This is a genomic window from Streptomyces malaysiensis subsp. malaysiensis, from assembly GCF_040653035.1.
Classification (GTDB): Bacteria; Actinomycetota; Actinomycetes; order Streptomycetales; family Streptomycetaceae; genus Streptomyces; species Streptomyces malaysiensis.
The window spans coordinates 143,480-167,613 of the sequence record NZ_JBEZNG010000013.1; the positions used below are offsets into that span (position 1 = coordinate 143,480).

The following is a 24,134-nucleotide window of genomic DNA, read 5'->3' on the forward strand; positions in this document are numbered from 1 at the left end:
TGGCCACCACGGGTCTTCCGGCTCAGCCCGTCGCCGCCGCCCGGTAGGGGCGGAAGAAGGCGCGCAGCTCCTCCGCGTAGAGCTCGGGCTCCTCGAACGGCGCGAAGTGTCCGCCACGCGCGGGCTCGGTCATCCGTACGAGGTTGGTCGTGCGCTCCAGCCAGGCCCGCGGCGGGCGGACGATATCGCCGCGGAAGAGCGAGAAGCCGGAGGGCACCTCGACCCGGCGGGCGTGCTGCGCGGGCGGGATCGCGGCGTTGGCGTGGTACATGCGCATCGAGGAGCCGATCGTGCCCGTGAGCCAGTAGAGCATCACATTGGTGAGGATCTCGTCCTTGGTGAAGCTCCGCTCGATATCGCCGTCGCAGTCGCTCCACGCCCGGAGCTTCTCGACGATCCACGCGGCGAGCCCCACCGGTGAGTCGGTGAGCCCGAAGGCGGCGGTCTGGGGCTTGGTGCGGTGCATGGCGGCGTAGGCGCCCTCGTCCCGGCCCCAGGCCGTGACGGTCTCGAACCAGGCGCGCTCCTCGGGCGTGAGGTCCGCCGGGTCGCCGGTGAAGACGGGCAGGCCGCCGTCCATACGGTGCACGGCCACCACCCGGTCGGGGTGGTCGAGCCCGAGGTAGCGGCTCACATGGCTGCCGACGTCGCCGCCCGCCGCGCCGAACCGCCCATAGCCGAGGACGTCCATCAGCTCGGCCCACAGCCCGGCGACGGCGATGGAGTCGAGGGGCGGCCCGGTGGGGCGGTCGGAGTAGCCGTAGCCCGGCATGTCGGGCACCACCACGTCGAACGCGTCGGCGGGGTCGGCGCCGTGCGCGCCGGGGTCGGTGAGGAGCGGGATGACCTTCGTATAGCGCCAGAACGAGTCCGGCCAGCCGTGGCTGAGGACCAGCGGCAGGGCGGGCCCGGTTGGGGCGGCGGCCCGGACGTGTGCGAAGTGGATCCCGAGGCCGCCGAGCCGGACCCGGAACCGGGGCAGCCGGGCGAGCGCCGCCTCCTGTGCCGCCCAGTCGAAGCCGTCCGCCCAGTAGGCGACGAGTTCGCGGAGGTAGCCGAGGTCGGTTCCGAGCGACCACCCGGCGTCCTCGGGCGTGTCCGGCCAGCGGGTCGCGCGCAGCCGTGTGCGGAGGTCCTCGAGCGCCGCGGGGGCGGTTCGCGGGGTGAACGGCTCGGGGCGGGGCGGGGCGTCCGGCATGGCACGTACCCTACAAGCCGCGCCCCTCCGCCCCTCCGCCCCGCTGCGCCGCCCCGCCGGTGTGCCGAGCGCCCCGTGTCAGTCGTCGGGGATGCCGGAGCCGCCGAGAGCGGGCACGGTCCGCTCCGGCCGGGCCAGGGAGCGGGCGCCCACGCGGAACTGTTCGAGCTGGTCGAGGATGGTCCGGCCGACCGGGAGATGGCCCCAGTCGCTGATGCTCCGGTAGGTGGTGGGCTCCCAGGTGGTCTCGTCGATGACGATGGGGTTCCAGCCGACCTCCCATTCGAAGCCCGAGGGGGTGCGGGCGTAGTAGGACAGCTCCTTGTCGTTGGTGTGCCGGCCGATCGAGAGGGCCATGTCGAAGCCGAGTTCATGGACGCGCTGATAGCTCCGGGCGACGTCGTCCAGCGTGGCCGCCTGGATGTTGAGGTGCTGGACGCGGGTGGGGATCGGGTCGAGCGGCAGGCCGCGCACCGCCGCGACGGCGACGGAGTGATGGCGTTCGTTGACACGCAGAAAGCGGATCCTGAGCTTGACGCCGCTGATCGTCTCCTCGACGTAGTCGGTCGGACGGGCGTCGAAGACGGCGTTGAAGTAGCCGCGGACCCGCGTCGGCCTGGTGGAGGTGAGCGCGATATGGCCCATGCCGAGGTCGCCGGTGACAAAGCCCGAGGCCAGCATGTGCAGGGGTGCCGCCGAGGTCACGGGGGTGGTGTAGATCTCCTGCGCGATGCCCTTGGGGCCGGGGAAGCGCAGCAGCCGTTCGACACCGCGCAGGGCGGCTTCCTCGTCGGTGCCGACGGTGAGGGGGACACCGTGGGCGCGGATACGGGCCTCGATCCGCTCGAAGGCGGTGTGGTCGGCGATATGCCAGCCGGTGGCGACGACGTCCTCGGCCGGGCCCCGCCGGATGAGGAAGCGGCACTCCTGGTCGTCGATGCGGAAGCGCATCAGATCGCGGGAGAGGGCGTCGTGGTGCATGCCGATGGCGTCGGTGCCGAATCGGCGCCAGTCGGCGAAGCGGCCTGTCTCGATGACGATGTAGCCGAGGTGGACGGCGCCGAACACGGAGCCGGATTCGGAAGCGGTGGCGGTGGCGGTCATCGGCGGCCCGCCAGGAAGTCGGCGCAGAGCCGGTTGAAGAGTTCGGCGCGTTCGAACTGCACCCAGTGGCCGGTGTTGGCCACCAGGTACAGATCGCAGTTGGGCATGCGCTCGGCGAGCATGCGTCCGCCGCTCGGCCGGTTGACCTTGTCCTGCGCACCCCACACGACGAGGGTGGGCACGGGCAGCCGGTTCAGCCGCCGGTCACGGGTGAAGTCCATCCGCACCAGCGTGCGCAGGGCGTGCGGCCCGGAGGGGCGGCGCAGCGGTGGCGAGGCGACCACTTCGGGGTCGATGCTGGCCCGGTACCGCTCGTCGATGGCGGAGTCCGGTATGTCGGCGGCGTTGAAGACGAGGTAGTCGCGGATGAACGTCTCCAGCTTCTGCCGCGACGGGCCCTCGCCCGTGTAGTAGTTCAGCAGGCTGTTGAGGCCGGGCGTGGGCAGGGAGCGCGTGGTGCCGATGCCGCCGGGGCCCATCAGCACCATGCGGTCGACCCGGTCGGGGGTGTCCAGCGCCAGCCGCAGGGAGCACGAGGCGCCGTAGGAGTTGCCGACCAGATGGGCCTTCTCCAGCCCCAGTCGGTCGAGCAGTCCGCGGATGCCGTCGGCCAGGAATCCGAACGGGTCGGTTCGGTCGATGCCCTTGGTGCTGCGTCCGTAGCCCGGCAGGTCCGGGACGATGACCCGGTGCTCCTCGGCCAGTTCCGTGATGTTGCGTGCGTAGGTGGAGACTCCGGAGGCGCCGGGGCCGCCGCCGTGGAGCAGCAGCACGGGCGGGCCGTCGCCGGTCTCCGCGGCGAAGATCTGCCGTCCGGCGATGTCGTAGGTCGTCTCCCGCATCGTCGGCAGGGCGGTCGATGTCGTCATGGTGTCGGTGTCCCTCATCGTGTCGGTGTGCTCATCGGGCGGTGGACGGGGCCGGGCCGGGAGTGGCCGGAAGTGTGAGGCCCCGGGGCGGCGCCGGGAGCCGGGAGCCCGTGGGCGCGGCGGCGTAGACATAGGCGTCGGGGCGCAGGGCGAGGGTGGCGGCGCGGTGTCCGGCCATCCAGGGCAGCAGCACACCGTCGCTGTCGACGAGGGTGCCCTCGGCCGGGCGGGCACCGGCCGGTGTGACGGTCAGCGAGCGCACGCCCCGCCGGTCCCAGGCGGGCTGGGGCGTGGCCGTACGGGCGTGCAGGAGCAGCCACCGGCCGCCGAGGGCGTCATCGAGGCGTACGCGGATGCCGTCCGGGCCGGTGACCCAGGGCTGGGGGAGCTGATGGCCGGACGCCTTGGTGCGGTCGCGGGCCAGCAGCCCGGCGCCGTAGCGGGCGGCGGGGATCCAGTGGGAGTCCTGGAGCCGGTCGCCGAGGCCCGGTACGCGGTCCAGGGCGCGCAGGGCACCGTCGCGCAGCCGGGTGACCGGCGGGCGCCGCTCGGTGATGAGGCGCCCGACGAACACCGCCCGCCGGGTCACCTCCTTCACATGCGGTTTGCGCTCGGCCTCGTAGCTGTCGAGCGCGGTCTGCGGCAACTCGCCGCGCAGGACGGCGTCCAGCTTCCAGCACAGGTTGGCCACGTCCCGCACCCCGGCCGCCATGCCCTGGCCGATCCACGGCGGCATGGCATGCGCGGCGTCCCCGGCGAGGAAGACCCGGCCCGCCCGGAAGCGGGAGGCGAAGCGGACGTGGTGGCTGTAGACGGTGGCGCGCTCCACCTCGACGTCGTCGGGGCCGATCCCGTACCGGGACAGCAGCCGGTAGACGGCCTCCTCGGTGGTCAGCCGCCGCTCGTCGTCGCCGGGCAGGATGGGGAACTCCCAGCGGTGGTGGCCGAGCGGGGTCGGGCAGTCCACGGCCGGCCGGGCCGGGTCGCAGTGGAAACGCAGGGTGTCGTGACCGGGCCATGCCTTGCGCACCTTGGTGTCGATGACCACCCAGCGGTCCTCGTATGTCCGGCCCTCGTAGCCGATGTTCAGCTGGGCCCGGACGAGGCTGGATCCGCCGTCGGCGGCGATCGCGTACGCGGCCCGCAGCCGGTGGACGGTGTCGCCGGCCGTTTCCACGGCCGTCAGCTCGACACCGTCGGCGTCCTGGCGCAGCCGCAGGCACTCATGGCGCAGCAGCACCTCGACGCCGGGGTAGCGGGTGACCCCGTCGCGCAGGACCCGTTCCAGCGCGGGCTGGTGGATGAACAGCTGCGGCGGATGGCCGTGGCCGCGCGGGGTGGGGTGTGCGCTGAGGAACGCCCGGCCGTTCGCGTCGACGAAGTGGACCGGCCGCTCGGTCAGCATGTCCCGCTTGAGCCGCTCGGCGAGTCCGACGCGCTGCCAGATCCGGACGACCTCCTCGTCGGTCGAGATGGCACGGGCACGGGTGAAGACCTCGGCGTCGCGCTCCAGTACGACGACCCTGAGGCCCATCGCGCCGAGCAGGTTCGCCGCGGTCACGCCCGTGGGCCCGTAACCGATCACCGCCACGTCGTACGCGGTGGGGTCGGCTCCGCCCGCGGCTCTGATCCCACTCACCCGGCCACCTCACTGTCGTCCCCGTGGCGAACGTTGCTGTAGCGATTACTCCAATTGGAGCGAGTGCTACAGTAAGCATGGCGCCGAAGACGGTCAAGGGCCCGGCGGCGGTCCAAGGACCGGCGACAGCCGAGGGCTCGCACACCGCGCACGGCAGGGCACACCAGGAGGGGCACCGTCCATGACCAGACCGCAGACGACGCGCAAGAAGCGTGCGAACGGGGTGGAATCGCGGCAGCGCATCCTCGACGCCGCGGTGGAGATCGCGGGCGAGCGCGGCTACGAGGGCACGTCGATCGCCGCCGTCAGCGCCAAGTGCGGGCTGCCCGCCAGCTCCATCTACTGGCACTTCAAGGACAAGGACGACCTGATCGCCGCGGTGATCGAGCGCAGCTTCGACACCTGGCTGACAGCGGTCGCGCTGCCGGACGAGGGCGCGGGCACCGCGCTGGAGCGGGTCACCACCATGGCGGCGAACGTGGCGAGGTCCCTGCTCGACGCGCCCGACTTCCTCCGCCTCGGGCTCATGCTCGCCCTGGAACGGCGCCCCGCCGAACCCCGCGGCCGGACCGTGTTCCTCCAGGTCCGCGCGACCACCCGCGAGAAGATCGCCGAGACGATCGGGACGCTCTTCCCCGAGCTGGACCAGGACGCCGTCCACGCCCTGACGACCTACGCCATCGCGGGCGCCGACGGGCTGTTCGTACAGCGGGAGATCAACGGCGAGGCCATCGACCTGGTGGCCATGTTCGAACTGCACGCACAGCTGCTGTACGAGGCGGCCACCCGCATGGCGGCAAGGAGCGGGCGATGACAGGAAAGGCCGCGTCATGACCCATTCGGCACAGCGCATCGACGTCCACCAGCACGTGGTGCCTCCCTTCTACCGCGATGAGCTGGCCAGGGCGGGCATCGCCGACGCCGGTGGCCGGGCGCTGCCCGACTGGAGCCCCGCGTCGGCCCTGGAGCTGATGGACCTGCTCGGCATCGCCACCGCGATCCTGTCCGTCTCCACACCCGGTACGGGGTTCCTCACCGACCCGGACAGCGCCGCCGATCTGGCCCGGCGCCTGAACGACCACTCCGCCGCCCTGGCCGCCGAACACCCCGGCCGCTTCGGCTACTTCGCCACTCTCCCCATGCCGGACACCGCGGCCTCCGCCACCGAGGCCGCGCGGACGCTGGACGGACTGCGGGCCGACGGGGTCACCCTGCTCGCCAACAGTCGGGGCGGCTACCTCGGCGCCGAGGGCCAGGACGAGCTGTGGCGCGCCCTGGACGACCGTGGCGCGGTGGTCTTCGTGCACCCCGCCGAACTGCCCGCTCCCCCGGTCGACGGCATCCCCGCCTTCGCCGCCGACTTCCTCCTGGACACCACCCGCGCCGCCTATCTGCTCGTCCGCAACGGCATTCCGCGCGCCTACCCCGACATCCGCTTCATCCTCGGCCACGCCGGTGGGTTCGTCCCCTACGCCTCCCACCGCATGGCCGTCGCCCTCGCCCATGACACCGGGCGCAGCCCGCTGGACATCCTGGACGACTTCCAGGGCTTCTACTTCGACACCGCGCTCTCCTCCAGCCCCGCCGCCCTGCCCACCCTCCTCGCCTTCGCCCGCCCCGGACACATCCTGTTCGGCAGCGACTGGCCCTTCGCACCCGCCCCCGCGGGCCAGTACTTCGCGAACGGCCTCGACACCCACGCCGACGCCACGACCCTGGCGGCCGTCCACCGCACCGCCGCCGAGGCCCTCTTCCCCCGGCTGGCCGCCACTCCGCCGCCACCGGCCCAGGCCCGCCCGGTCCCGGTGCGGCTGCGCCGGGCCGCCCGACGCGCCGCCGCACGGCTGGTCTTCAGGCTCGTCCAGCCCGGCCCCGGCTGAGCACCCCGCCACCTCCGCCCCGACACCTGCTGAACGACCAGCGGGTGTCGGCACGGTGGCGCAACAGGTGGCGGGGTCAGCTGGTGACCGAGTAGGAGTGGGCGCCGGTCCCGGCCAGGCCGCCCCCGTCGACGATCAGGTACTCCTCGCGGATCGGGCGGCCTGCCAGCCAGGACTCCAGGATCTCGCGGGTGCCGGCCGCGTAGCGCGCCTGCGCGGAGAGGGAGGAGCCGGAGATGTGCGGGGTCATGCCGTGGTGGGGCATGGTCCGCCACGGGTGGTCGGCGGGGGCGGGCTGCGGGTACCAGACATCGCCCGCGTACCCGGCGAGCCGCCCGGCGCGCAGGGCGCGGTCGATGGCGTCGCGGTCGGCGATCCGCGCCCGCGCGGTGTTGATGAGGTAGGCGCCGCGCTTCATCTTCGCGAGCAGTTCGTCGCCGAAGAGGCCCTCGGTGTCCGGGTGGAGCGGTGCGTTGATCGTGACGACATCGCAGTGCGGGACCATGTCGGCGGCGCTGGAGTGGAAGGTCAGGCCCAGCTCCTCCTCCACCTCTCGCGGCAGCCGGTGCCGGTCGGTGTAGTGCAGCTTCACATCGAACGGCGCGAGGCGGCGCAGCACCGCGAGGCCGATACGCCCGGCGGCGACGGTGCCGACGTGCATGCCTTCGAGGTCGTACGAACGGGCTACGCAGTCGGCGATGTTCCAGCCGCCGTCGAGGACCACCTGGTGCGCGGGCAGGTAGTCGCGGACCAGGGACAGCGTCATCATCACCACGTGTTCGGCGACGCTGATGCTGTTGGAGTACGTCACCTCGGCCACGGTCACCCCATGGGCGATCGCCGCGTCGAGGTCGACATGGTCGGAGCCGATGCCCGCGGTGATCGCCAGCTTGAGGTTCCCGGCGGCGGCGATGCGGTCGGCGGTGAGATAGGCGGGCCAGAACGGCTGGGAGATCACCACATCGGCGTCCGGCAGTTCCCGGTCGAAGACCGAGCCGTCGCCGTCCTTGTCCGAGGTGACGACGAGGGTGTGCCCGGCCTCCTCCAGGAAGCGGCGCAGGCCCAGTTCGCCGGAGACGCTGCCGAGGAGGTGGCCCGGGGTGAAGTCGGTCGCCTCGGGGGTGGGCGTGGTCTGGCCGCCCGGGTAGTGGTCGATCGGGGGGAGGTCGTCGCGCGCGTAGGAGGTCGGGTATCCGGCGGTGGGGTCGTCGTACAGGACACAGAGCACCTTGGCCATGGTCGCGGCTCCTCAACTCCGTTGCTTGCGGGTGCGTTTCACGATCCCCGGAGTCGTTCGCCCCGGTCAAAGCGATCCTCGCTATGTCGGCATAGCCCGCTTCTATCAGCGGTGTCCGCCCAGGTAGGAGTGGAGCAGCTCGTCCAGCGCGTCCCGCACCCCCGCTTCCCGGGCCACCGTCAGCAGCGCCTCGGCGAGCACGGACGGGGGATCGTCGGTGCCGGTGACCAGGCCGACCCGTGGCCCGCGGGCGGGTCCGTCCAGTGGTACGACCCGCATCCCCGCGGGCACGCCGAACATATGCAGCCAGGCGTGTGAGATCACACTGGACCAGCGCCCGCCGCGGAGGTGCGCGTACAGCCCCGCCACGCTGTCCGACTCGATCGCGGGCGTGGCGGTGGCACCGTCGGCCGCGAAGCACTCGTCCATGATGCGGCGGTTGCGCATCCGGGGGACCAGCAGGCACAGGGGCAGGGACGCGGCCTGCGACCACCGGGCCCGCGGGACACCGGCCAGCGGGCCGTCCACCGGGGTGAGCAGCACATAGCGCTCCTCGTACAGCGGCTGGCGGCGCACGGCGCGCGGAGCGCTGTCGTCGAGGTACGTCATCGCGGCGTCGAGCTCGAACTCGGTCAGCCCGTGGGTGATGTCGGCGGACGACAGCGACTCGACGCTGACCTGGGCCCGGGGGTGGCGTTCGCAGAACGGGGTGGTCAGCAGGGACGCGGCGGGCAGCGCGGTCGGGATGACACCCAGGCGCAGGGTGCCGGTCAGCCCGCCGCGCAGGGCCGAGAGCTCCTGGAGCAGCGCGTCCCGCTCGGCCAGGATGCGGTGTGCCCACGCGAGCACCGTCTCGCCCTCCGGGGTCAGCCCCTCATAGCGCCTCCCCCGCCGCACGATCGGCACGTCCAGCTCGTGTTCGAGCCTGCGTATCGCGGCGGAGAGCGAGGGCTGCGAGACATAGCAGGCGGCCGCCGCGCGGGCGAAGTGCCGCTCCCTGGCGAGCGCGACGAGGTACTCCAGCTGACGCAGCAGCATGCACGGCCTCCGTGGGAAGCGGTATGCCTTCGGCATCCGCCATGCGGCCGAACGTAGCCAATTGGATCACTTCCGGCAACGGGCCCGGGGGAGCCGTCAGTAGACGTCGCGCGCGTACCGCCCGTCGGCGGCGAGTTGCTTGATGTACGTGGCGGCCTCGGCCTCGTCCAGGCCGCCGTGGACGGTGGCGATGTCCCGCAGGGCCCGGTCGACGTCCTTGGCCATGCGGGAGGCGTCGCCGCAGACGTAGAAGTGGGCGCCGTCCTGGAGCCAGGACCACAGCAGGGGGCCGTGCTCGCGCATGCGGTCCTGAACATAGACCTTGGTGCGCTGGTCGCGGGAGAAGGCGGTGTCCAGGCGGGCGAGGAGGCCCCCGGCGAGGAAACCGGTCAGCTCCTCCTCGTAGTAGAAGTCGGTCGCGCGGTGCTGTTCGCCGAAGAACAGCCAGTTCGGGGCGTGGTGGCCACGGGCCCCGCGGTCCTCCAGGAAGCCGATGAAGGGCGCGATACCGGTGCCGGGGCCGACCATCACCGCGGGTGTGGCGGGATCGGCGGGCGGGCGGAAGTGCGGGGCGCGCCGGACGCGGACCGGTACCGCGGTGCCGGGCTCGGCGTCGGCGAGGAAGGGGGAGCAGACGCCTTGGCGCGGGCGGCCGCCCGGGTTCTCGTAGCGGACGACGGAGACCGTCAGTGACACCAGATGGGGATCGGTCCGCGGGCTGGAGGATATCGAGTACAGCCGGGGCTGGAGGCGCCCCAGCGCATCCGCCCACTCCTGCTCCCCGGCCCGGACGCCGAACTCGGCGACCGCGTCGACGGCCTGGCGTCCCCACGACCACCGCGCCAGCTCGCCCTTGTTGTCCGGCCGCAGCAGCTTCCGCGGCTCACGCGGGTCGCGGGCGTGGTCGGCGGCGAACCGCAACAGGTCGGGGGTGATGCGGGTGATGTCCAAGTGGCGCAGCAGGGCCTCGGCGAAGGGCACGTCTCCGACGCCCTTGACGCGAACGGTCGCCTCCGCGTGGAGGCCGGTGGCGGCCAGCCACTCCGTCACGGTGTGGGGCCGGTTGAGCGGGTACACCGCCAGGGCGTCACCGGCCTCGTAGACCAGCGGTGTCCCGCCGTCACGGGTGTCGAAGGTGAAGCGGCGGACCTCCTTGTCCGCGCCCGGCAGACTCAGCGGATGGTTGCCGGTCAGACGGGCGGTGGTCCGGACGGGGCGGCTCGGCCGGGACTCGCTCCCGGCCGACGTGGGCCGGTCGGGCGCCGGTCGCCCCGCGCTCCTCAGCGCGGTCAGCACCTGGTCGAGCCAGGCCCCGGCCTCGGTCTCGTAGTCCGGTTCGCAGTCGGTGCGCGGGGCCAGCCGCACGGCGCCCAGTTCTTCCATCCGCCGGTCGAGGCGGCGGCCATGGCCGCAGAAGTCGTCGTAGGAGGAGTCGCCGAAGGCCAGCACCGAGTAGCGCCGGTCGGCCAGGCGCGGGGCGTCGGACGAGGCGAGGGCGGCCCAGAATCCGGCGCCGTTGTCCGGGGCGTCGCCGTCACCGAAGGTGCTCGTGATCAGCAGCAGATCGGCGTCGGAGGGCAGCGCGGCGGGGTCGGCCTCGTCCATGGGCAGGGGGGAGGCGGTGTGGCCGTCCGCGGTGAGCCGCTCGGCCGTGGCGGTCGCGAAGTGTTCGGCGTTCCCGGTCTGGGACGCCCAGAGGATCACGACCCGGCGGCGCGAAGCGTCCTCGGGCGGGGCGGACGGCCCCGGGGAGCCGCCGGGGCCGTGTGCCGTGGCAGGGGCCGGCTCGGCCCTGGAGTACATCCCGGCCAGTACGCCGTTCACCCACAGGGCGTGCTCCGGGCTGAACGGGGCGTCCGGCGGCAGAACGGGCACACCGGGGGCTCCGGCCGGGACCCCGGCGAGGAAGCCGGTCAGATACCGGCGCTCATGCTCGGCCAGGACGGGCGGCGGGGCGGGTTCCAGCCCGAACGGGGCAGGGGCGGCAGGCCGTGGGGGGACCGCCGCGCCTCCGGCGGGCCCCGAGACTGCGGGCCCCGCGGCTGTGGACTCCGTGCTCATCAGGGCCGGGTCCCGTACCGTCACCGGGGTGGCCACCTTGGTCAACGAGACCGCGCACACCTTGAACTCGGGCTGGAACGACAGCGGATCCACGGCGTCGCTGGTCACCGCGTTGACACTCAGGTACTCGCCGAACAGGTCGTTCCAGTGGAACGGCGCGAAACAGCAGCCCGGCCGCACCCGGTCGGTGAGGACCGCGGGCAGCACCGCCCGCCCGCGCCGCGAGGCGACCTCCACCGAATCGCCCTCGGCCAGGCCCAGTTCGGCCGCGTCCCGTGGATGCACCTCCACGAAGGGACCGGGGTCGAGCTTGTTCAGCCTGGCCACCTTGGCCGTCTTCGTCAGGGTGTGCCACTGGTGCGGGAGGCGGCCGGTGTTGAGTACGTACGGATAGTCGTCATCGGGCAACTCCGCCGCCGGGAGGTGCGGGCGGGCGTGGAAGACCGCACGGCCGCTCGCGGTCGGGAAGAGCGGCGAACCGCTCCCGGTGAGGTACCGGATGGGATTGCGGTCCGGCCCCTCCGGGCTCGCCACCGGCCACTGCACCGGGGTCGTGCGCAACCGCTCGTAGCTCGCACCGCGCAGGTCCCAGCCGGTCACCGGGTTCCAGGCGCGTTTGATCTCCTCGAAGATCTCCTCGGCGCTGTCGTACGCGAAACCCTTCTCGTAGCCCATGGCGCGGGCCACCGCGGCGATGATCCGCCAGTCCGCCATCGCCTCACCGGGCGGATCGGCCGCGGGCCGGGCGAGGGTCAGATCGCGCTCGCTGTTGATCAGTACGCCCTCGGCCTCGGTCCACAGCGCGCCGGGCAGTACGACATCGGCGTACGCGTTCGTCTCCGTCTCGGCGAACACGTCCTGTGTGACGACGAACTCGGCTGCCTCGAGGCCCTCGATGACCGTCTTGCGGTTCGCGACGGAGGCGACCGGGTTGGTGCAGATGATCCAGCACGCCTTGATGCTCCCCTCGGCCATCTTCCGGAACATCTCCACGGTGCCCTTGCCGACCCCGTCGGCGCGGATCGTCCCCGGCTCCAGCTCCCACAGCTCCTCGGCGAAGGCCCGGTCCGCGTCGGCGAGCACGGACCGCTGCCCGGGCAGCCCCGGCCCCATATAGCCCATCTCCCGGCCGCCCATGGCATTGGGCTGCCCGGTGAGGGAGAACGGCCCGCTGCCCGGTCGGCAGATCGCGCCCGTGGCGAGATGCAGATTGACCAGGGCGTTGGTGTTCCAGGTGCCGTGTGTGGACTGGTTCAGCCCCATCGTCCAGCAGCTCATCCACTCCCCCGCCTCACCGATGAGCCGCGCCGCCTCCCGGATGTCGTCCTCCGGGATGCCGGTGATCTCGGCGACGGTACGGGGCGGGTAGTCGGCGAGGAAACCGGGCATCGCCTCCCAGCCCTCGGTGTGCGCGGCGATGAACTCCGGGTCCGTATGTCCGTCGGTGTGCAGCAGATGCAGCAGACCGTTCAGCAAGGCGAGATCCGTACCCGGCTTGATCTGCAAGAACAGATCGGCCTTCGCCGCGGTGGCGGTGCGGCGCGGATCGACGACGATCAGCTTCGCGCCCGCCGACTTCATCCGGTCCCTCATCCGCAAGTACAGGATCGGATGGCAGTCGGCCATGTTGGAGCCGATGACGAAGAAGACATCGGCCTTGTCGAAGTCCTGATACGAGCCGGGTGGTCCATCGGCGCCGAGCGAGAGCTTGTAGCCGGTGCCGGCGCCGGCCATGCACAGCCGGGAGTTCGACTCGATCTGATTGGTCCGGATGAACCCCTTGGCCAGCTTGTTCGCGAGGTACTGCGCCTCCAGGCTCATCTGGCCGGAGACATAGAGGGCGATCGCGTCCGGCCCGTGCTCGTCGACGATCGCCCGCAGCCGGTGCGCCGTCCGGGCGATCGCCTCGTCCACGGGCACCGGCACCGGCGCCTCCTCGCGCCGCGGACGCCGCAGCGCCCCCGCCAGGCGCCCGGGGGCGGCGAGCATATCGGCGGTGGTGGCGCCCTTGGTGCACAGCCGCCCGTAGTTCGCGGGGTGTTCCCTGTCCCCGGATGCCTTCAGGACGGTACGCCGCCCGTCCGGTCCCATGCCGACGTCGAGGACCATGCCGCAGCCCACCCCGCAGTACGAGCAGACCGTCCGGACCCTCGTCATGCCCTCGCTCCGCGAGCCCGGCGCGACCACGGGCGCCTCCCTTTCGTGTGCTCGGCCTGTTCGTGTGTTCGGCCTGGTCCCACTCTCCGGGACCGTACACACCTCTGATTACACGCATGTCTCTCCGGCCGATCACCCGGGGTTACGCCCACCGCACACGGCCCGGCAGGCGGCTGTGAACGCGACGGCTCGGCGTCCGGCGGTTCGAGAGCCGCATGCCGCCCACCGCTTCACGGTTTCGGCGGCCGGCGCAGAAAGCGGATGACCGGGTGGCCCGGATCGTGGGTGACATCGGCCCGGACCCCGTAGACCCGCTTGATCAGGGACGGGGTCAGCACATCGGCGGGGGTGCCCTCGGCCACGACATGTCCCTCGCGCAGCACGAGCAGGCGATCGCAGTACATCGCGGCGAGGTTGAGGTCGTGGAGGGCGATCAGGGTGGCTATGGGCAGACCCACGACGAGGTCGAGCAGGTCGAGTTGGTGCTGGATGTCGAGGTGGTTGGTCGGCTCGTCCAGCAGGAGCTCACGCGGTTCCTGGGCGAGGGCACGGGCGATCTGGGCACGCTGGCGTTCGCCACCGGAGAGGGTGTGCCACGACTGACCGGCCCGGTCGGTCAGTCCGGTGCGTTCCAGGGCCGCGTCGACGGCCCGGGTGTCCACGGCGGAGGCCGCGGACCAGGCGCGCCGGTGCGGAATACGGCCGAGGGCCACGACCTCGCGCACGGTCAGCTCGGTCTGGGTGTGGGCGTGCTGTTCGACGGTGGCGATACGGCGGGCCGTGGCGCGGCGGCCGACCTGTGGCAGTGTGCGGCCGTCCAGGGTGACGACTCCGGCGGAGGGGGCGAGGACCCCGGCGAGCAGCCGCAACAGGGTGGACTTCCCCGAGCCGTTGGGGCCGAGCAGGCCCACCGTCTCGCCGGGGCGCAGGGTGAGGGTGACACCGTCGAGGATCAGCCGGTCGTGGGTGCGGCGGCTGACGTGGTCGGCGCGGAGTCCGGGCGCGGCCTCGGCGGTGGCGGGGGATGCGGCGGTGGCGGGGGTGGCGGTGGCGGGGCGTCCCGCCGTGGAGTCGCTCACGTCTTCCTCCGGCCGCGGTGGAGCACGGCCACGAAGGCCGGTACGCCGATGAGGGACGTCACCACGCCCACCGGGACCTCCTGGGGGTCGATGACGGTACGGGCTGCGGTGTCCACCCACACCAGGAAGATGGCTCCGGCCAGTGTGGTGACCGGGAGCAGCCGGACATGGCCGGAGCCGGTGAGGGCGCGGGTGGCGTGCGGGAGGACCAGGCCGACGAAGCCGATGGCCCCGGCGCAGCTGACCAGGGTCGCGGTGAGCAGCGCGACCGCGCACAGCAGGACGAGACGGGCACGGGCCACCCGTACGCCGAGCGCTGCCGCGGCCTCCTCCCCGAAGGCGAACGCGTCCAGGGTGCGGCCGTGCCCGAGACAGACCGCGAGCACGCCGGCCAGGACGGCGGCGCACAGCAGCACATCGCCCCACCCGGCGCCGGTGAGCGAGCCGAGCAGCCAGAACAGCACGCCCCGGGTGGTCTCGGCGTCCGCGGAGGTGAGCACGGTGAACGAGGTCAGCGCGGAGAACAGCTGCATGGCGGCCACCCCGGACAGCACCACGCGGTCGGTGCTGCCACCGAGGCTGTGGCTGAGCGCCAGGACCAGGCCGAAGGAGAGCAGCGCACCGGTGAACGCGCCCGCCGACAGCGATACGGCCCCGCCGCCCACCCCGAGGACGACCACGGCGACGGCCCCGGTGGAGGCGCCGGAGGACACCCCGAGGACGAACGGATCGGCCAGCGGATTGCGCAGCAGCGACTGCATCACGGCCCCGCAGAGGGCCAGACCCGCCCCGCACACCGCGGCGAGCAGCGTGCGGGGCATGCGCAGGTTCCACACGATGCCGTCGCGCAATGGCGGCAACGTGCTCTCGCCCAGGCCGAGATGGGCGCTGACCGCCGCCCATACGTCGGCCGTGGAGATGTCGGCGGGGCCGATGGTCACGGCGAAGGCGACCGACGCGAGCAGCGCGGCCACGCCTCCCGCGAGCAGCGGCAGGAGGCGGGCGCTCACCTGGCGAGACCGAAGTCGCGCAGTCCGGCGGCGACCTGCTCGACCCCCTCGACCGTGCGCAGGGACGGGTTCATGGCCTGCCCGCTCAGCAGGATGTACCGCTTCTTCTTCACCGCGGTGAGGTTGCGGGTGGCGGGGTGGGTCCGCAGGAAACGCATCTTGGCCTCGGCGGTCTCCGCGGTCTGCTGCTTGCGCGTGAGATCGCCGAGGACGATGACGTCCGGGTCGCGGTCGGCCACGGTCTCCCAGTTGATCTGCGGCCACTCGTCGTGGGTGTCGGAGAAGGCGTTCTCCGCCCCGACGGCCCGGGTGATGGCGCCCGGCGCGCCGCAGCAGCCGGCGAGGTACGGCGACTGGGAGTTGGCGAACCAGTACATGAGGGAGACACCGGGGGCGTCCAGCCCCTCGGTGGCCGTACGAACACGCCGCTTCAACTCGGCGACCAGCTTCTCGCCACGCTCGTCGACACCGAAGGCGTGGGCCAGGTCGCGTATTTCGCCGTAGACCACGTCCAAGGTGAGTGGCCTGCCGCGGGAGCCGTCGCCGCCGCTGTCGGGGTCCCTGCCCGCCGAGCAGTCGGACGGCGAGACGTAGGTGGGCACACCCAGCTTCTCGAACTGCTCACGGGTGGCCACACCGCCCCTGCCGAGGGTGGAGACGAACGAGGCGGTGACGAAGTCGGGTTCGGCGTCCAGGGCCTTCTCGAAGGAGGGCGCGTTGTCCGCCAGTCGCGGCACCGTCGCGTTGGCCTTCTCCAGGCCCTTCGGCACCGGGTCGGTCCACATGGCCGTCCCCGCCAGGCGGTCGGCGAGGCCGAGGGCGAGCAGGATCTCCGTGGTGCCCTGGTTGAGCGAGACGGCCCGCTTCGGGGCGGACGTCAACGTGGTTCTGTGGCCGCAGTTGTCGATCGTTCGCGGATAGCCCGAACCGGCGGGCTTTCCGGCGTCCGCGGTGTCATGGCCGGAGCCACCGCATGCGGTGAGCAGCAGGGCAGGGGCGAGCAGGAGGGCCGCGGTGCGGCGGGCGGAGCTGAGCACGGGCATGCCTCGGGGTCGGGGCTCGTACGCGGAGCCTGGCCTACGGACGTCCCTCCGCGCACAGGGTCGCGGAGGTGCCAGCAGGTCTTCGGACTCGGGTTCGTCCGGACGGGGCGCCTTCCCGGTGCTCGTCCGCGGCGGCCTCGCGGCCGTCATGGACTCCTTCCAGTGGCATCACATGCCCCGCCCGTCCCCCTCACCGCTGCGCGTCAGCTCCGGATTCACACCGGATTCCCTGGCCTCGGATGTGGCACGACTGGCTCCCCGAGCCTATCAAGAGGGGTCGGTCGCAAGGGCCGGTCGTGGAAGCGGATGGACTCGTGGGCCGAGCAGGTCAGTTCGGCCGTCGGCGGGCCTGCCGTATCTCGCGGTCGACGGCCCAGACATCGCCGACAGGGCCGAGGTGGCCGAGCTTGTCGGGGTTGGACACCGTGCGGACGGTCTGGATACGCCCGTCGAGCACATCGAGGGCCAGGGTGTGGAGCACCTTGCCGTCCCGGTCATGGAAGATCGCCCCGGGCTGGCCGTTGACCTCATGCGGCTCGAACGACACATCCACCCGGAACAGCCAGGGGAAGGCCGTGCCCAGCAACCGGGCCACCTTCTCCGCGCCCACGACGGCCTTCGCCAGCTGCGGGGTCTTGCCGCCACCGTCCCCGACCAGCCGCACATCGGCGGCCAGCAGATTCCGCAGCCCACCCACATCGCCGTCCGTCAGCGCGTCGAAGAACCGCGTGGCCAGCTCCTGCCGCTCCCGCCGGTCCGCCTCGAAGCGCGGCCGCCCGGCCTCCATATGCCGCCGAGCCCGTACCAGCAGCTGCCGGCATGCCGCCTCCGAGCGCCCCACCGCCGTGGCGATCTCGTCGAACCCGAAGGCGAACACCTCCCGCAGCACGAACACCGCCCGCTCCAGCGGGCTGAGCCGCTCCAGCAGCAGCAACGCCGCCATCGACACCGAGTCGGCCAGCTCCACCGCGCGGGCCGGATCCTGATACGGGTCCCTGAGCAGTGGCTCGGGGAACCACGGGCCCATGTACTCCTCCCGTCGCACCCGGGCGGAGCGCAGCACATCGATGGAGATCCGCGTCACCGTGGCCGACAGAAACGCCTTGGTCGACGTGGGCCGGGTCGCCGAGCCGTCGAAGCGCAGCCAGGTCTCCTGCACCGCGTCCTCGGCCTCGCTCACACTGCTCAGAATCCGATAGGCGATCGAGAACAGCAGCGGCCGCAGCTCCTCGAACTCCTCGACCTTGCTCACACGGCTCCCCTCCCCCGGATCCCCCTGAACCACCGGCCGGTCAGAACTGCCCGACCTGGTAGTCGCCGGCCGGCTGCTGGGTGATGATGTTCAGCCGGTTCACCATATTCATGAACGAGACCAAGATCACCAGAGCGGTGAGCTGCTCCTCGTCGTAGTACTTGGCGGCATTCGCCCACACCTCGTCGCCGACCCCGACGGCCGCGTCCGCGACCCGGGTCCCCTCCTCCGCCAGCGCCAGCGCGGCGCGCTCGGCCTCGGTGAAGACCGTGGCCTCGCGCCATACCGCCACCAGGTTCAGCCGCACCGCGGTCTCACCGGCCGCGGCGGCCTCCTTGGTGTGCATGTCGACACAGGCGGCGCAGCCGTTGATCTGGCTCACCCGAAGCGCCACCAGCTCCTGCGCAGCGGCCGGCAGCGGCGAGTCCTTGACCGCCTTGCCCGCCGTCATCACGGGCTTGAGGATCTTGCCGGCGGTGACGCTGTCGAAGTAGTTCAGTCGCGCGTCCATGGTGTGCTCCTCCGCGGTTGTCAGTGGCTACACCCCTGAGACGGGGTAGCCCGACCCCCTGTGACATCGCCGGCTGTGACCTGCGTCTCCCCGCCCCGAGCGCGCAGTTCGTCATACCGCTGCTGAGCGCCACCCTCACGGCACCGACGTACACCGCCACCTTCGCCGGGGCGCCCGGCTCCCTCCGGGACGCGTATCCCGGAGGGAGCGACGGCACTTCGCGCATCATGTACGGCATCCATGACCGCTCGGATCCGGTCAGTTGTACGCTACGGCTCGGGTCGATCAACTCGGCCCGGCCAACGGGGATACAGCGGGAGGCAGAGGCCATCGTGAGTGAGCGAACCGGCAGGATACGTTCCCCCCGCGGCTATGCCCTCACCTCGGGGGTACTCACCGGAACGATCGCGCTGTACATCACGCTTGTCGCCTTCGGCAACATCACCGACTTCGACACCAATCAGCAGTTCGTACGGCATGTCCTGGCGATGGACACCACCTTCAAGGACAACGATCTGATGTGGCGGGCGATCGAGTCCACCACGCTCCAGGACACCGCCTACATCGCCATCATCGTCTGGGAGAGCGTCGCCGCGCTCGTTCTCCTCGCCGCGACGGCCATGTGGTGCGCGGGGCTGCGCGGGGGCAGGGTTCGCCGCGCCCGTCAGGCCAGCACCTTGGGGCTCGTGATGCTGATGGTGCTGTTCGGTGCCGGGTTCATCGCCATCGGCGGCGAATGGTTCGCCATGTGGCAGTCGAAGGCGTGGAACGGGCTGGAGGCCGCCACTCGCGTCTTCATGATCTCCGGGGTTGTCCTGCTGCTCATTCATCTGCTCTCGGACGAGCGCACCGACCCCGGCGCCACGGACTGACCGAGCGGGATGGCCGAACGGGATCGCCGGGCCGGATCGACCGAGCGGGCTCCGCTCAGAGGACAGCGACGATCTCGCCGTTGGACGGCGACCGCCCCTCGTTGACGCGGACTCTTGACAGTGACCTGCGCCACCTCTAGCGTCCGCAGCACCGCTCTGTGAGAGCGCTCTCTGAACCGCCCCGCGTGACCACACCGCAGGGCTCTCCCGCTCTTTTCGCTCTTCCGTGTGCGCACGGAAAGGAGAGTCATGTCACGTACACCCCCGCGCTTCCCGCCCTTACGGCGTGTACTCGGCCACTGGCGAGGGCCGGGTGTCATCCTCGCCGCCGTCGGCCTCATCCTGTCCATGCTGTCCACCGGCTCGGCCAGCGCCCGTGCCGATCTGCGCGCCAACGACAGGACCGGCGCGTCATCGAGCGCGCCGAGCGTCAAGGCACCGGTGCGCGTGGCCGAGTTCGTGGCCGAGTGCCCGTTCACCCACCGGCTGCCGGACGACCCGATCGTGTTCCCGGGGCTCCCCGGCGCGTCCCATATGCACAGCTTCTTCGGCAACGACTCGACCAACGCACACACCGATCTGGCCGCCTTGAAGAAGGGCCGGACCAGCTGCGACCCGATCGCCGACCTGTCGTCGTACTGGACTCCCACCCTTTACGACAACGGCAAAGAGGTCGAGCCCACCGGCACCACCTTCTACTACCTCGGTGAAGGTGTGCGCGACGATGTGATCGCGAACATCAAGCCGCTGCCCGCGGGGCTGCGGATCGTGGCGGGCAACGCCAAGGCCACCGGGATCGACGATCCCTCGTCCATCTCGCGGTGGTCCTGCCTGCACCACGGAGAGGTCAACCCCTCCAAGGACTTCGTGAACTGCCCGTCCGGCTCGATGCTGGAGTCCTACCTCGACTTCCCCCAGTGCTGGAACGGGAAGGACCTGGACTCCCCCGACCACAAGAGCCACATGGCCTACCCGGTCGGTGGCCAGTGCCCGGCGACACACCCGGTCGCCGTGCCGAAGCTGCGCCAGGTGCTGCGCTACCCGGTCAGCGGCGACCCCTCGCGGTTCAAGCTGGCATCGGGTGGCGGATTCACCATGCACGGTGACTTCTTCAACGCCTGGCCCGAGGACGAGATGGCCCGGCGGGTGCGTGACTGCATCAACCCGATCATCAAGTGCGGCGCCGACGGCCGTCCTTGACCGAGAGGGCCCGCCTCTGACCCGGGCTGGCCGTCCCTGACGCAGAAGGAGAGCGTACGAACCGGCGGGGCGATCCCGTCCCGCCGGTGGGCGGAGCCCCGTCACCGGGGGCTCCGCCCATCACGGACGAGGGGAGTCGAGATGACAGCGGCAGCCGTCACACGGCGCGTGGCGTCCGTAGCGGTGCTGCTCGCCGCCGCCACGCTGCTCACCACGGGATGCGGCAGCGACGGCGGTGGCGGTGGCGGGAAGCCAACGGGCGAGGGGCGGTCGACGTCGGCCGCGCGGAACGCCGCCACCCGGCCCCCGGACGGGCAGGCGACATCGGGGACCTTCAACTCCAGCGATATCGGCTGGATCCAGCTGATGATCGCGATGGACGACCAAGCCGCACTCCTGCTGGGCCTGGTCCCGGACCACTCCTCCGACGCCGGGGTGGAGAAGTGGGCGAAACTGGTGGCCGCCGACTACCGGGGTGAACTCGTCCAGCTGCGAGAGCTGCTCTCCCGGGCGGGCGTGCCCGACACCAACCCGCACCAGGGCCACGATATGCCCGGCATGGTGACCGAGGACGAACTGCGCACCATCGAAGGAACGAAGGGCGCCGCCTTCGACGCGCTCTTCCTCGCGGCGATGCGCGAACACCTCGACCAGGCGGCGAAGATCGCCCACTCCGCGCGCTCGGCGGGCACCGACCCGGCCACCAAGAAGCTGGCCGCGAGCGTGGAGAAGACCTCGCTCACCTGGCGCGCCCGCCTCCTCAAGGCGACGTCCGGCCGACCGTAGCGCGGCGCCACGCCGGGCTGAGGGCGGCCGTCCGGCGGAGGACGGCCGTTGGGCGGAGTCCGGCGGAGGGCGCCGTCGGGCGGACGGCGGTCGTCGGACCGACGCTCGGCCGTCAGACCGACGGCAGCGCGGTGGCGGCCGACGCGGCGAGATCGGTGGCCAGTTCGCAGGGCCGATCCTTGGCGCCCGCCCCCTTGATGACGAGGGCCACCCGCTCGGTCCCCTTCACCCGGTCCAGGCCGGTGTAGTCACGGTGGACCACCTCGACACGGCAGGTGCCCGGCCCCTCGCTCTCCGGCAGCACGATCGCCTGGCGGTCACCGAGCCTCGTGGACCGGGAGTTCTTCTCATGCGGCAGATCGCCCTGGTCGAACCGCAAGTCCACCTCGAACTCCCTGGTGGTGCTCTTCCACTGGCAGTCCCAGCGGCCGAATCCGACGTCCGGGTCCCCGGCGTCGATACCGGGCACCTTCTCCAGCGCCTTGACGTCGAGCAACGTACATGCGTCCAGATGCGCCAGCGAACTGGCCGGAAAGCCGGGGGAACGCCGGGGGACCGCACCGCGGTTGAGCACCTTGACCGCGAGTCCCGTGGCGCGGTCGGCGGTGTCGCACAGCGGCTCCTTGAGCTCATCGGGCTGTCTGGCGGCCGCGGTGACCCGAAGGCTGTTGCCGTGGGCGGCGGTCACCGCCACGGCCCGTTCGCACGCGTCGTCCTCGGCCGCGCGCTCCACGACGGTGACCCTGCCCCTGGTCTTCCTCGCCACGCCCTCCGGCAGCGGATCGGCGTCGAGCTCCACCCTGACGTCCACGACCTCCTCACTCCGCTCCCTCAGCAGGACGTCGCACCGGTTGAAGTTGCCGTAGTCACGGTCGAGTTCGGCCTCGCCGTACCGGTCGAACACGGTGGCGTTCAGCAAGGAGCAGGGATCGGCGGTACGGGGGTCGCCGATGAAGGCGGCGCTGTTCGGCTTGTTCGGCTTGTTCGGCGCCGGATCGGCCTGGTCGCCGTCGTCGCCCAGGCTCATCACGATGAACGGAACGGAGATGGCCAGAGCCGTCACGGCGGCGGCACCGGCCATGAGTAACGGGCGGCGTCCGACGAGGGGCGCCGTCGTGCGCGTCCGGCCTCCCGCCGGGATCTCACCGTATCCAAAGGTGGCCGTATAGGGCGTGGTCGACGGGGTCAGCGGGAGGGTCGGGAACCGGTCAGGCGATCCCGCGATGTCCGTGAGGACGCCGAGCACCTCCGCCGCGGTGGGCCGGGCTCCGGGGTCGCGCTGGAGCATCGCCGTGACCACCCCGCCGAGCGGGCCGACCTGGGGGGCGATGGTCTCCAGCCGGACCGCGCGCCCGGGGCCGCGCAGCGGCGCGGTCCCCGTCACCAGCCAGTGCAGCGTGGCCCCGAGGGAGAACACATCGGACGCGCGCTCGGGTGCGCCCCGGAACGCCTCGGGGGCGGCGAAGAACGGGGTGAGGCTCACCGGTCCGTTGGGGGTGATGGTCTCGCTGCCGTCCACCCGGTACGCGGCGCCGAAGTCGGTCAGCTTGGCCACTCGGTCATGTGTGATCACGATATTGCCGGGCTTGACGTCGCAGTGCACGATGCCCTTGTGGTGCAGGGCCGCCAGCGCGCCCGCGATCTGCGCGCCGATATGCGCCGCGAGCTCCGGGGCCATCTTGACCGGGACGTCCAGGCTGCCCCCGGTCACATGCTCCATCACCAGCCAGAACGTGGCCTTCCTGCCCTTGCCCGCGCGGACGGCGTCGTAGAGAGTGACCACGTTCGGGTGGCTGAACTTCGCCAGAGCGCGGGCCTCGGCCAGCAACTCGTCGAAGTCGGCTTGGCCGTTGTTCTCGAGCAGGGCCCGTTTGAGGACGACGGACCGGCCCAGCTCGGTGTCGACGGCGAACCAGACCGCGCCTCTCCCTCCCTCGACAGGCCCCTTTGTGAGCCGGTACTTGCCCACCTTCTCCCCCCGTCGCACGGCGACACTCCCCTCGTACGAGTCCAGAACACCTGCCGTTACCGGGCACGCGGATCGAACTTACTGCGTACACGGAGGGACACGTACTGTTCGCGGCGTTCGTGAGGGCGGCAAGAGGCGCGGCGGCCGCGCGCGGCGCGGCGGACCTGGTTGGTTGAGAAGGGATTTCACCCACCACTCCAGAAATCTTCACCTTTGTGGAGGTTACGGCGGTGCCGGGCCTCCACTACGGGCGGGGCCCGGCACCGCGCTCCTCCCCGGCTAGGAGTGGGTGACCTTGATGCCGGATATCTGGACCTCGCCGTAGTTGTCAGCGTCGCACGGGTCCGAGTTGCCGCAGTTGGCCTGGGTGTAGGCCCCCGCCTTGAAGTAGTTGCTGTCGTCGTCGTGGGAGATCGCGGTCTCGCGCTCCCCGTTGTAGTAGACGTCGATCTTCCCGTCCCGCACCACGAACTTGGCCTCGAACTCGGTGCCCAGCTCGTAGTCGTCGGTGACGAGGTGGTGGTGGGTGTCGTCCCCGTCGGTGATGTAGAGCTTGCTGCCTTCGAGGCGGAAGACGGTGACATCGTCGTCCCCGCCGTGGATCTGGGCACCGACGAGATGCGGCTTGTCCTCGGGGAGCGCCGTGAACGCCTCGGTGACCACGAGGGTGTGGGTGCCCTCATCGGTCGACCAACTGGCCTCCTCCTCCCCATCGTCCGTCATCTCGCGCAGTTCGGCGCGCGGGTAGCTGGAGCTCCCCGTCGTCACACCGTCGACCGCGGCGCGGAACCGTACCGCGCCGCAGTCCTCGTCGGCCTGGAACCAGGGTTTGGCGGAGAAGGTGGCGAGCTCGGGCTGGGTGATCTCGGTCGGGTCCTCGTCGTCGCCGGTCGGCAGGGTCACCTTCCAGTTGGTGAGGTCGAGAACATCGGCGGGGTACTCGCACGGGGCCGCCGTGGTGGTGGCGTCGCGGGCGGGGATACCGGCCTGTGCCGGGAGCGCGAGGGCCGTCGAGGCGGCCGCGGTGATACCCGCGAGAACGACGATGCGCATGCACCTCATGGGTGTTCCTTCCGGTCCGGAGCGGTGGAGTGACGGGTGGGGCCGCTTCCCATCGTTCGCCGCCGCTTCCGGGACGGGTCCCGAAGACGGGCCGTCTTCCGGGTGCGGGCCGGGCCCGGGTGCGGGCCGGGACCCCTCCCGGAAACCTCCCGCTATACCCGGAAGTG

The 24,134-nt window shown here is 71.6% G+C and carries 19 protein-coding genes and 1 riboswitch; of the genes, 5 read left to right on the top strand and 14 right to left on the bottom strand.

The window, feature by feature from the left end:
* Positions 1–22 precede the first annotated feature (22 nt).
* The 4 genes from AB0E24_RS25320 to AB0E24_RS25335 form a co-directional block, all read right to left on the bottom strand.
* Complete coding sequence (locus AB0E24_RS25320) at positions 23–1,198, bottom strand: epoxide hydrolase family protein (protein ID WP_079256703.1); 1,176 nt, start codon at positions 1,196–1,198, stop codon at positions 23–25.
* A 78-nt stretch (positions 1,199–1,276) separates the two neighbouring features.
* Entirely contained in the window at positions 1,277–2,302 is a 1,026-nt protein-coding gene (locus AB0E24_RS25325) for a VOC family protein (protein WP_283887545.1), read from the bottom strand.
* Positions 2,299–3,171: an alpha/beta fold hydrolase gene (locus tag AB0E24_RS25330; RefSeq protein WP_283887543.1), complete on the bottom strand. Its 873-nt coding sequence runs from the start codon at positions 3,169–3,171 to the stop codon at positions 2,299–2,301. The genes AB0E24_RS25325 and AB0E24_RS25330 overlap by 4 nt, the downstream gene beginning before the upstream one ends.
* A 31-nt stretch (positions 3,172–3,202) precedes the next feature.
* On the bottom strand, positions 3,203–4,810 hold the full coding sequence (locus tag AB0E24_RS25335) for a bifunctional 3-(3-hydroxy-phenyl)propionate/3-hydroxycinnamic acid hydroxylase (RefSeq protein WP_283887541.1): 1,608 nt from the start codon (positions 4,808–4,810) through the stop codon (positions 3,203–3,205).
* Positions 4,811–4,991: 181 nt separating this feature from the next.
* Between AB0E24_RS25335 and AB0E24_RS25340 the strand changes: the two genes are divergently transcribed.
* Both AB0E24_RS25340 and AB0E24_RS25345 read left to right on the top strand, forming a co-directional pair.
* Positions 4,992–5,624: a TetR family transcriptional regulator gene (locus tag AB0E24_RS25340; RefSeq protein WP_147968975.1), complete on the top strand. Its 633-nt coding sequence runs from the start codon at positions 4,992–4,994 to the stop codon at positions 5,622–5,624.
* Positions 5,625–5,640: 16 nt separating this feature from the next.
* Positions 5,641–6,690 carry an amidohydrolase family protein gene (locus tag AB0E24_RS25345; protein WP_359380184.1) on the top strand — a complete coding sequence of 350 codons (1,050 nt, stop codon included), beginning with the start codon at positions 5,641–5,643 and terminating at the stop codon, positions 6,688–6,690.
* A 76-nt stretch (positions 6,691–6,766) separates the two neighbouring features.
* Here AB0E24_RS25345 and AB0E24_RS25350 read toward each other — a convergent pair whose 3' ends face one another.
* From AB0E24_RS25350 to AB0E24_RS25385, 8 genes are all read right to left on the bottom strand, one after another.
* A complete protein-coding gene (locus tag AB0E24_RS25350) occupies positions 6,767–7,927 on the bottom strand; it encodes an NAD-dependent formate dehydrogenase (protein WP_232636812.1) in 1,161 nt (386 codons plus the stop codon).
* Between the two features lie 105 nt (positions 7,928–8,032).
* Positions 8,033–8,965 carry a LysR family transcriptional regulator gene (locus AB0E24_RS25355; RefSeq protein ID WP_069861908.1) on the bottom strand — a complete coding sequence of 311 codons (933 nt, stop codon included), beginning with the start codon at positions 8,963–8,965 and terminating at the stop codon, positions 8,033–8,035.
* A gap of 96 nt (positions 8,966–9,061) precedes the next feature.
* The gene (locus tag AB0E24_RS25360) at positions 9,062–13,183 is read right to left on the bottom strand and encodes a bifunctional nitrate reductase/sulfite reductase flavoprotein subunit alpha (protein WP_359380189.1); all 4,122 of its coding nucleotides are present in this window, start codon (positions 13,181–13,183) and stop codon (positions 9,062–9,064) included.
* A 230-nt stretch (positions 13,184–13,413) separates the two neighbouring features.
* Complete coding sequence (locus AB0E24_RS25365; RefSeq protein ID WP_351375471.1) at positions 13,414–14,139, bottom strand: ABC transporter ATP-binding protein; 726 nt, start codon at positions 14,137–14,139, stop codon at positions 13,414–13,416.
* 119 nt (positions 14,140–14,258) lie between these two features.
* Positions 14,259–15,272 carry a FecCD family ABC transporter permease gene (locus AB0E24_RS25370; RefSeq protein ID WP_232636815.1) on the bottom strand — a complete coding sequence of 338 codons (1,014 nt, stop codon included), beginning with the start codon at positions 15,270–15,272 and terminating at the stop codon, positions 14,259–14,261.
* Positions 15,269–16,309 (bottom strand): ABC transporter substrate-binding protein, encoded by a 1,041-nt coding sequence (locus AB0E24_RS25375; protein ID WP_459117469.1) that lies wholly within the window; start codon positions 16,307–16,309, stop codon positions 15,269–15,271. The genes AB0E24_RS25370 and AB0E24_RS25375 overlap by 4 nt, the downstream gene beginning before the upstream one ends.
* A 62-nt stretch (positions 16,310–16,371) precedes the next feature.
* Positions 16,372–16,585: riboswitch (cobalamin riboswitch) on the bottom strand.
* Between the two features lie 58 nt (positions 16,586–16,643).
* Positions 16,644–17,567, bottom strand: coding sequence for an RNA polymerase sigma-70 factor (locus AB0E24_RS25380; RefSeq protein ID WP_102933856.1), 924 nt, complete (start codon positions 17,565–17,567; stop codon positions 16,644–16,646).
* Positions 17,568–17,607: 40 nt separating this feature from the next.
* The gene (locus tag AB0E24_RS25385; RefSeq protein WP_069861897.1) at positions 17,608–18,078 is read right to left on the bottom strand and encodes a carboxymuconolactone decarboxylase family protein; all 471 of its coding nucleotides are present in this window, start codon (positions 18,076–18,078) and stop codon (positions 17,608–17,610) included.
* Between the two features lie 332 nt (positions 18,079–18,410).
* Between AB0E24_RS25385 and AB0E24_RS25390 the strand changes: the two genes are divergently transcribed.
* From AB0E24_RS25390 to AB0E24_RS25400, 3 genes are all read left to right on the top strand, one after another.
* Entirely contained in the window at positions 18,411–18,950 is a 540-nt protein-coding gene (locus AB0E24_RS25390) for a DUF2165 domain-containing protein (RefSeq protein WP_232636816.1), read from the top strand.
* Between the two features lie 249 nt (positions 18,951–19,199).
* Entirely contained in the window at positions 19,200–20,150 is a 951-nt protein-coding gene (locus AB0E24_RS25395) for a DUF1996 domain-containing protein (protein ID WP_435855297.1), read from the top strand.
* A gap of 141 nt (positions 20,151–20,291) precedes the next feature.
* On the top strand, positions 20,292–20,936 hold the full coding sequence (locus AB0E24_RS25400) for a DUF305 domain-containing protein (protein ID WP_359380194.1): 645 nt from the start codon (positions 20,292–20,294) through the stop codon (positions 20,934–20,936).
* Between the two features lie 112 nt (positions 20,937–21,048).
* Here AB0E24_RS25400 and AB0E24_RS25405 read toward each other — a convergent pair whose 3' ends face one another.
* Together AB0E24_RS25405 and AB0E24_RS25410 are read right to left on the bottom strand one after the other, a co-directional pair.
* Positions 21,049–22,923 carry a serine/threonine-protein kinase gene (locus tag AB0E24_RS25405; RefSeq protein WP_359380196.1) on the bottom strand — a complete coding sequence of 625 codons (1,875 nt, stop codon included), beginning with the start codon at positions 22,921–22,923 and terminating at the stop codon, positions 21,049–21,051.
* Between the two features lie 261 nt (positions 22,924–23,184).
* Positions 23,185–23,958 carry a polysaccharide lyase family 7 protein gene (locus tag AB0E24_RS25410; protein WP_232636819.1) on the bottom strand — a complete coding sequence of 258 codons (774 nt, stop codon included), beginning with the start codon at positions 23,956–23,958 and terminating at the stop codon, positions 23,185–23,187.
* Positions 23,959–24,134: the final 176 nt, after the last annotated feature.

What these genes read in the sequence shown, in the direction of transcription:
- AB0E24_RS25320 (WP_079256703.1), bottom strand. Translation starts at nt 1,198, where the DNA reads ATGCCGGACGCCCCGCCCCGCCCCGAGCCGTTCACCCCGCGAACCGCC.
- AB0E24_RS25325 (WP_283887545.1), bottom strand. Translation starts at nt 2,302, where the DNA reads ATGACCGCCACCGCCACCGCTTCCGAATCCGGCTCCGTGTTCGGCGCC.
- AB0E24_RS25330 (WP_283887543.1), bottom strand. Translation starts at nt 3,171, where the DNA reads ATGACGACATCGACCGCCCTGCCGACGATGCGGGAGACGACCTACGAC.
- AB0E24_RS25340 (WP_147968975.1), top strand. Translation starts at nt 4,992, where the DNA reads ATGACCAGACCGCAGACGACGCGCAAGAAGCGTGCGAACGGGGTGGAA.
- AB0E24_RS25345 (WP_359380184.1), top strand. Translation starts at nt 5,641, where the DNA reads ATGACCCATTCGGCACAGCGCATCGACGTCCACCAGCACGTGGTGCCT.
- AB0E24_RS25350 (WP_232636812.1), bottom strand. Translation starts at nt 7,927, where the DNA reads ATGGCCAAGGTGCTCTGTGTCCTGTACGACGACCCCACCGCCGGATAC.
- AB0E24_RS25355 (WP_069861908.1), bottom strand. Translation starts at nt 8,965, where the DNA reads ATGCTGCTGCGTCAGCTGGAGTACCTCGTCGCGCTCGCCAGGGAGCGG.
- AB0E24_RS25360 (WP_359380189.1), bottom strand. Translation starts at nt 13,183, where the DNA reads ATGACGAGGGTCCGGACGGTCTGCTCGTACTGCGGGGTGGGCTGCGGC.
- AB0E24_RS25385 (WP_069861897.1), bottom strand. Translation starts at nt 18,078, where the DNA reads ATGGACGCGCGACTGAACTACTTCGACAGCGTCACCGCCGGCAAGATC.
- AB0E24_RS25395 (WP_435855297.1), top strand. Translation starts at nt 19,200, where the DNA reads ATGTCACGTACACCCCCGCGCTTCCCGCCCTTACGGCGTGTACTCGGC.
- AB0E24_RS25400 (WP_359380194.1), top strand. Translation starts at nt 20,292, where the DNA reads ATGACAGCGGCAGCCGTCACACGGCGCGTGGCGTCCGTAGCGGTGCTG.
- AB0E24_RS25410 (WP_232636819.1), bottom strand. Translation starts at nt 23,958, where the DNA reads ATGCGCATCGTCGTTCTCGCGGGTATCACCGCGGCCGCCTCGACGGCC.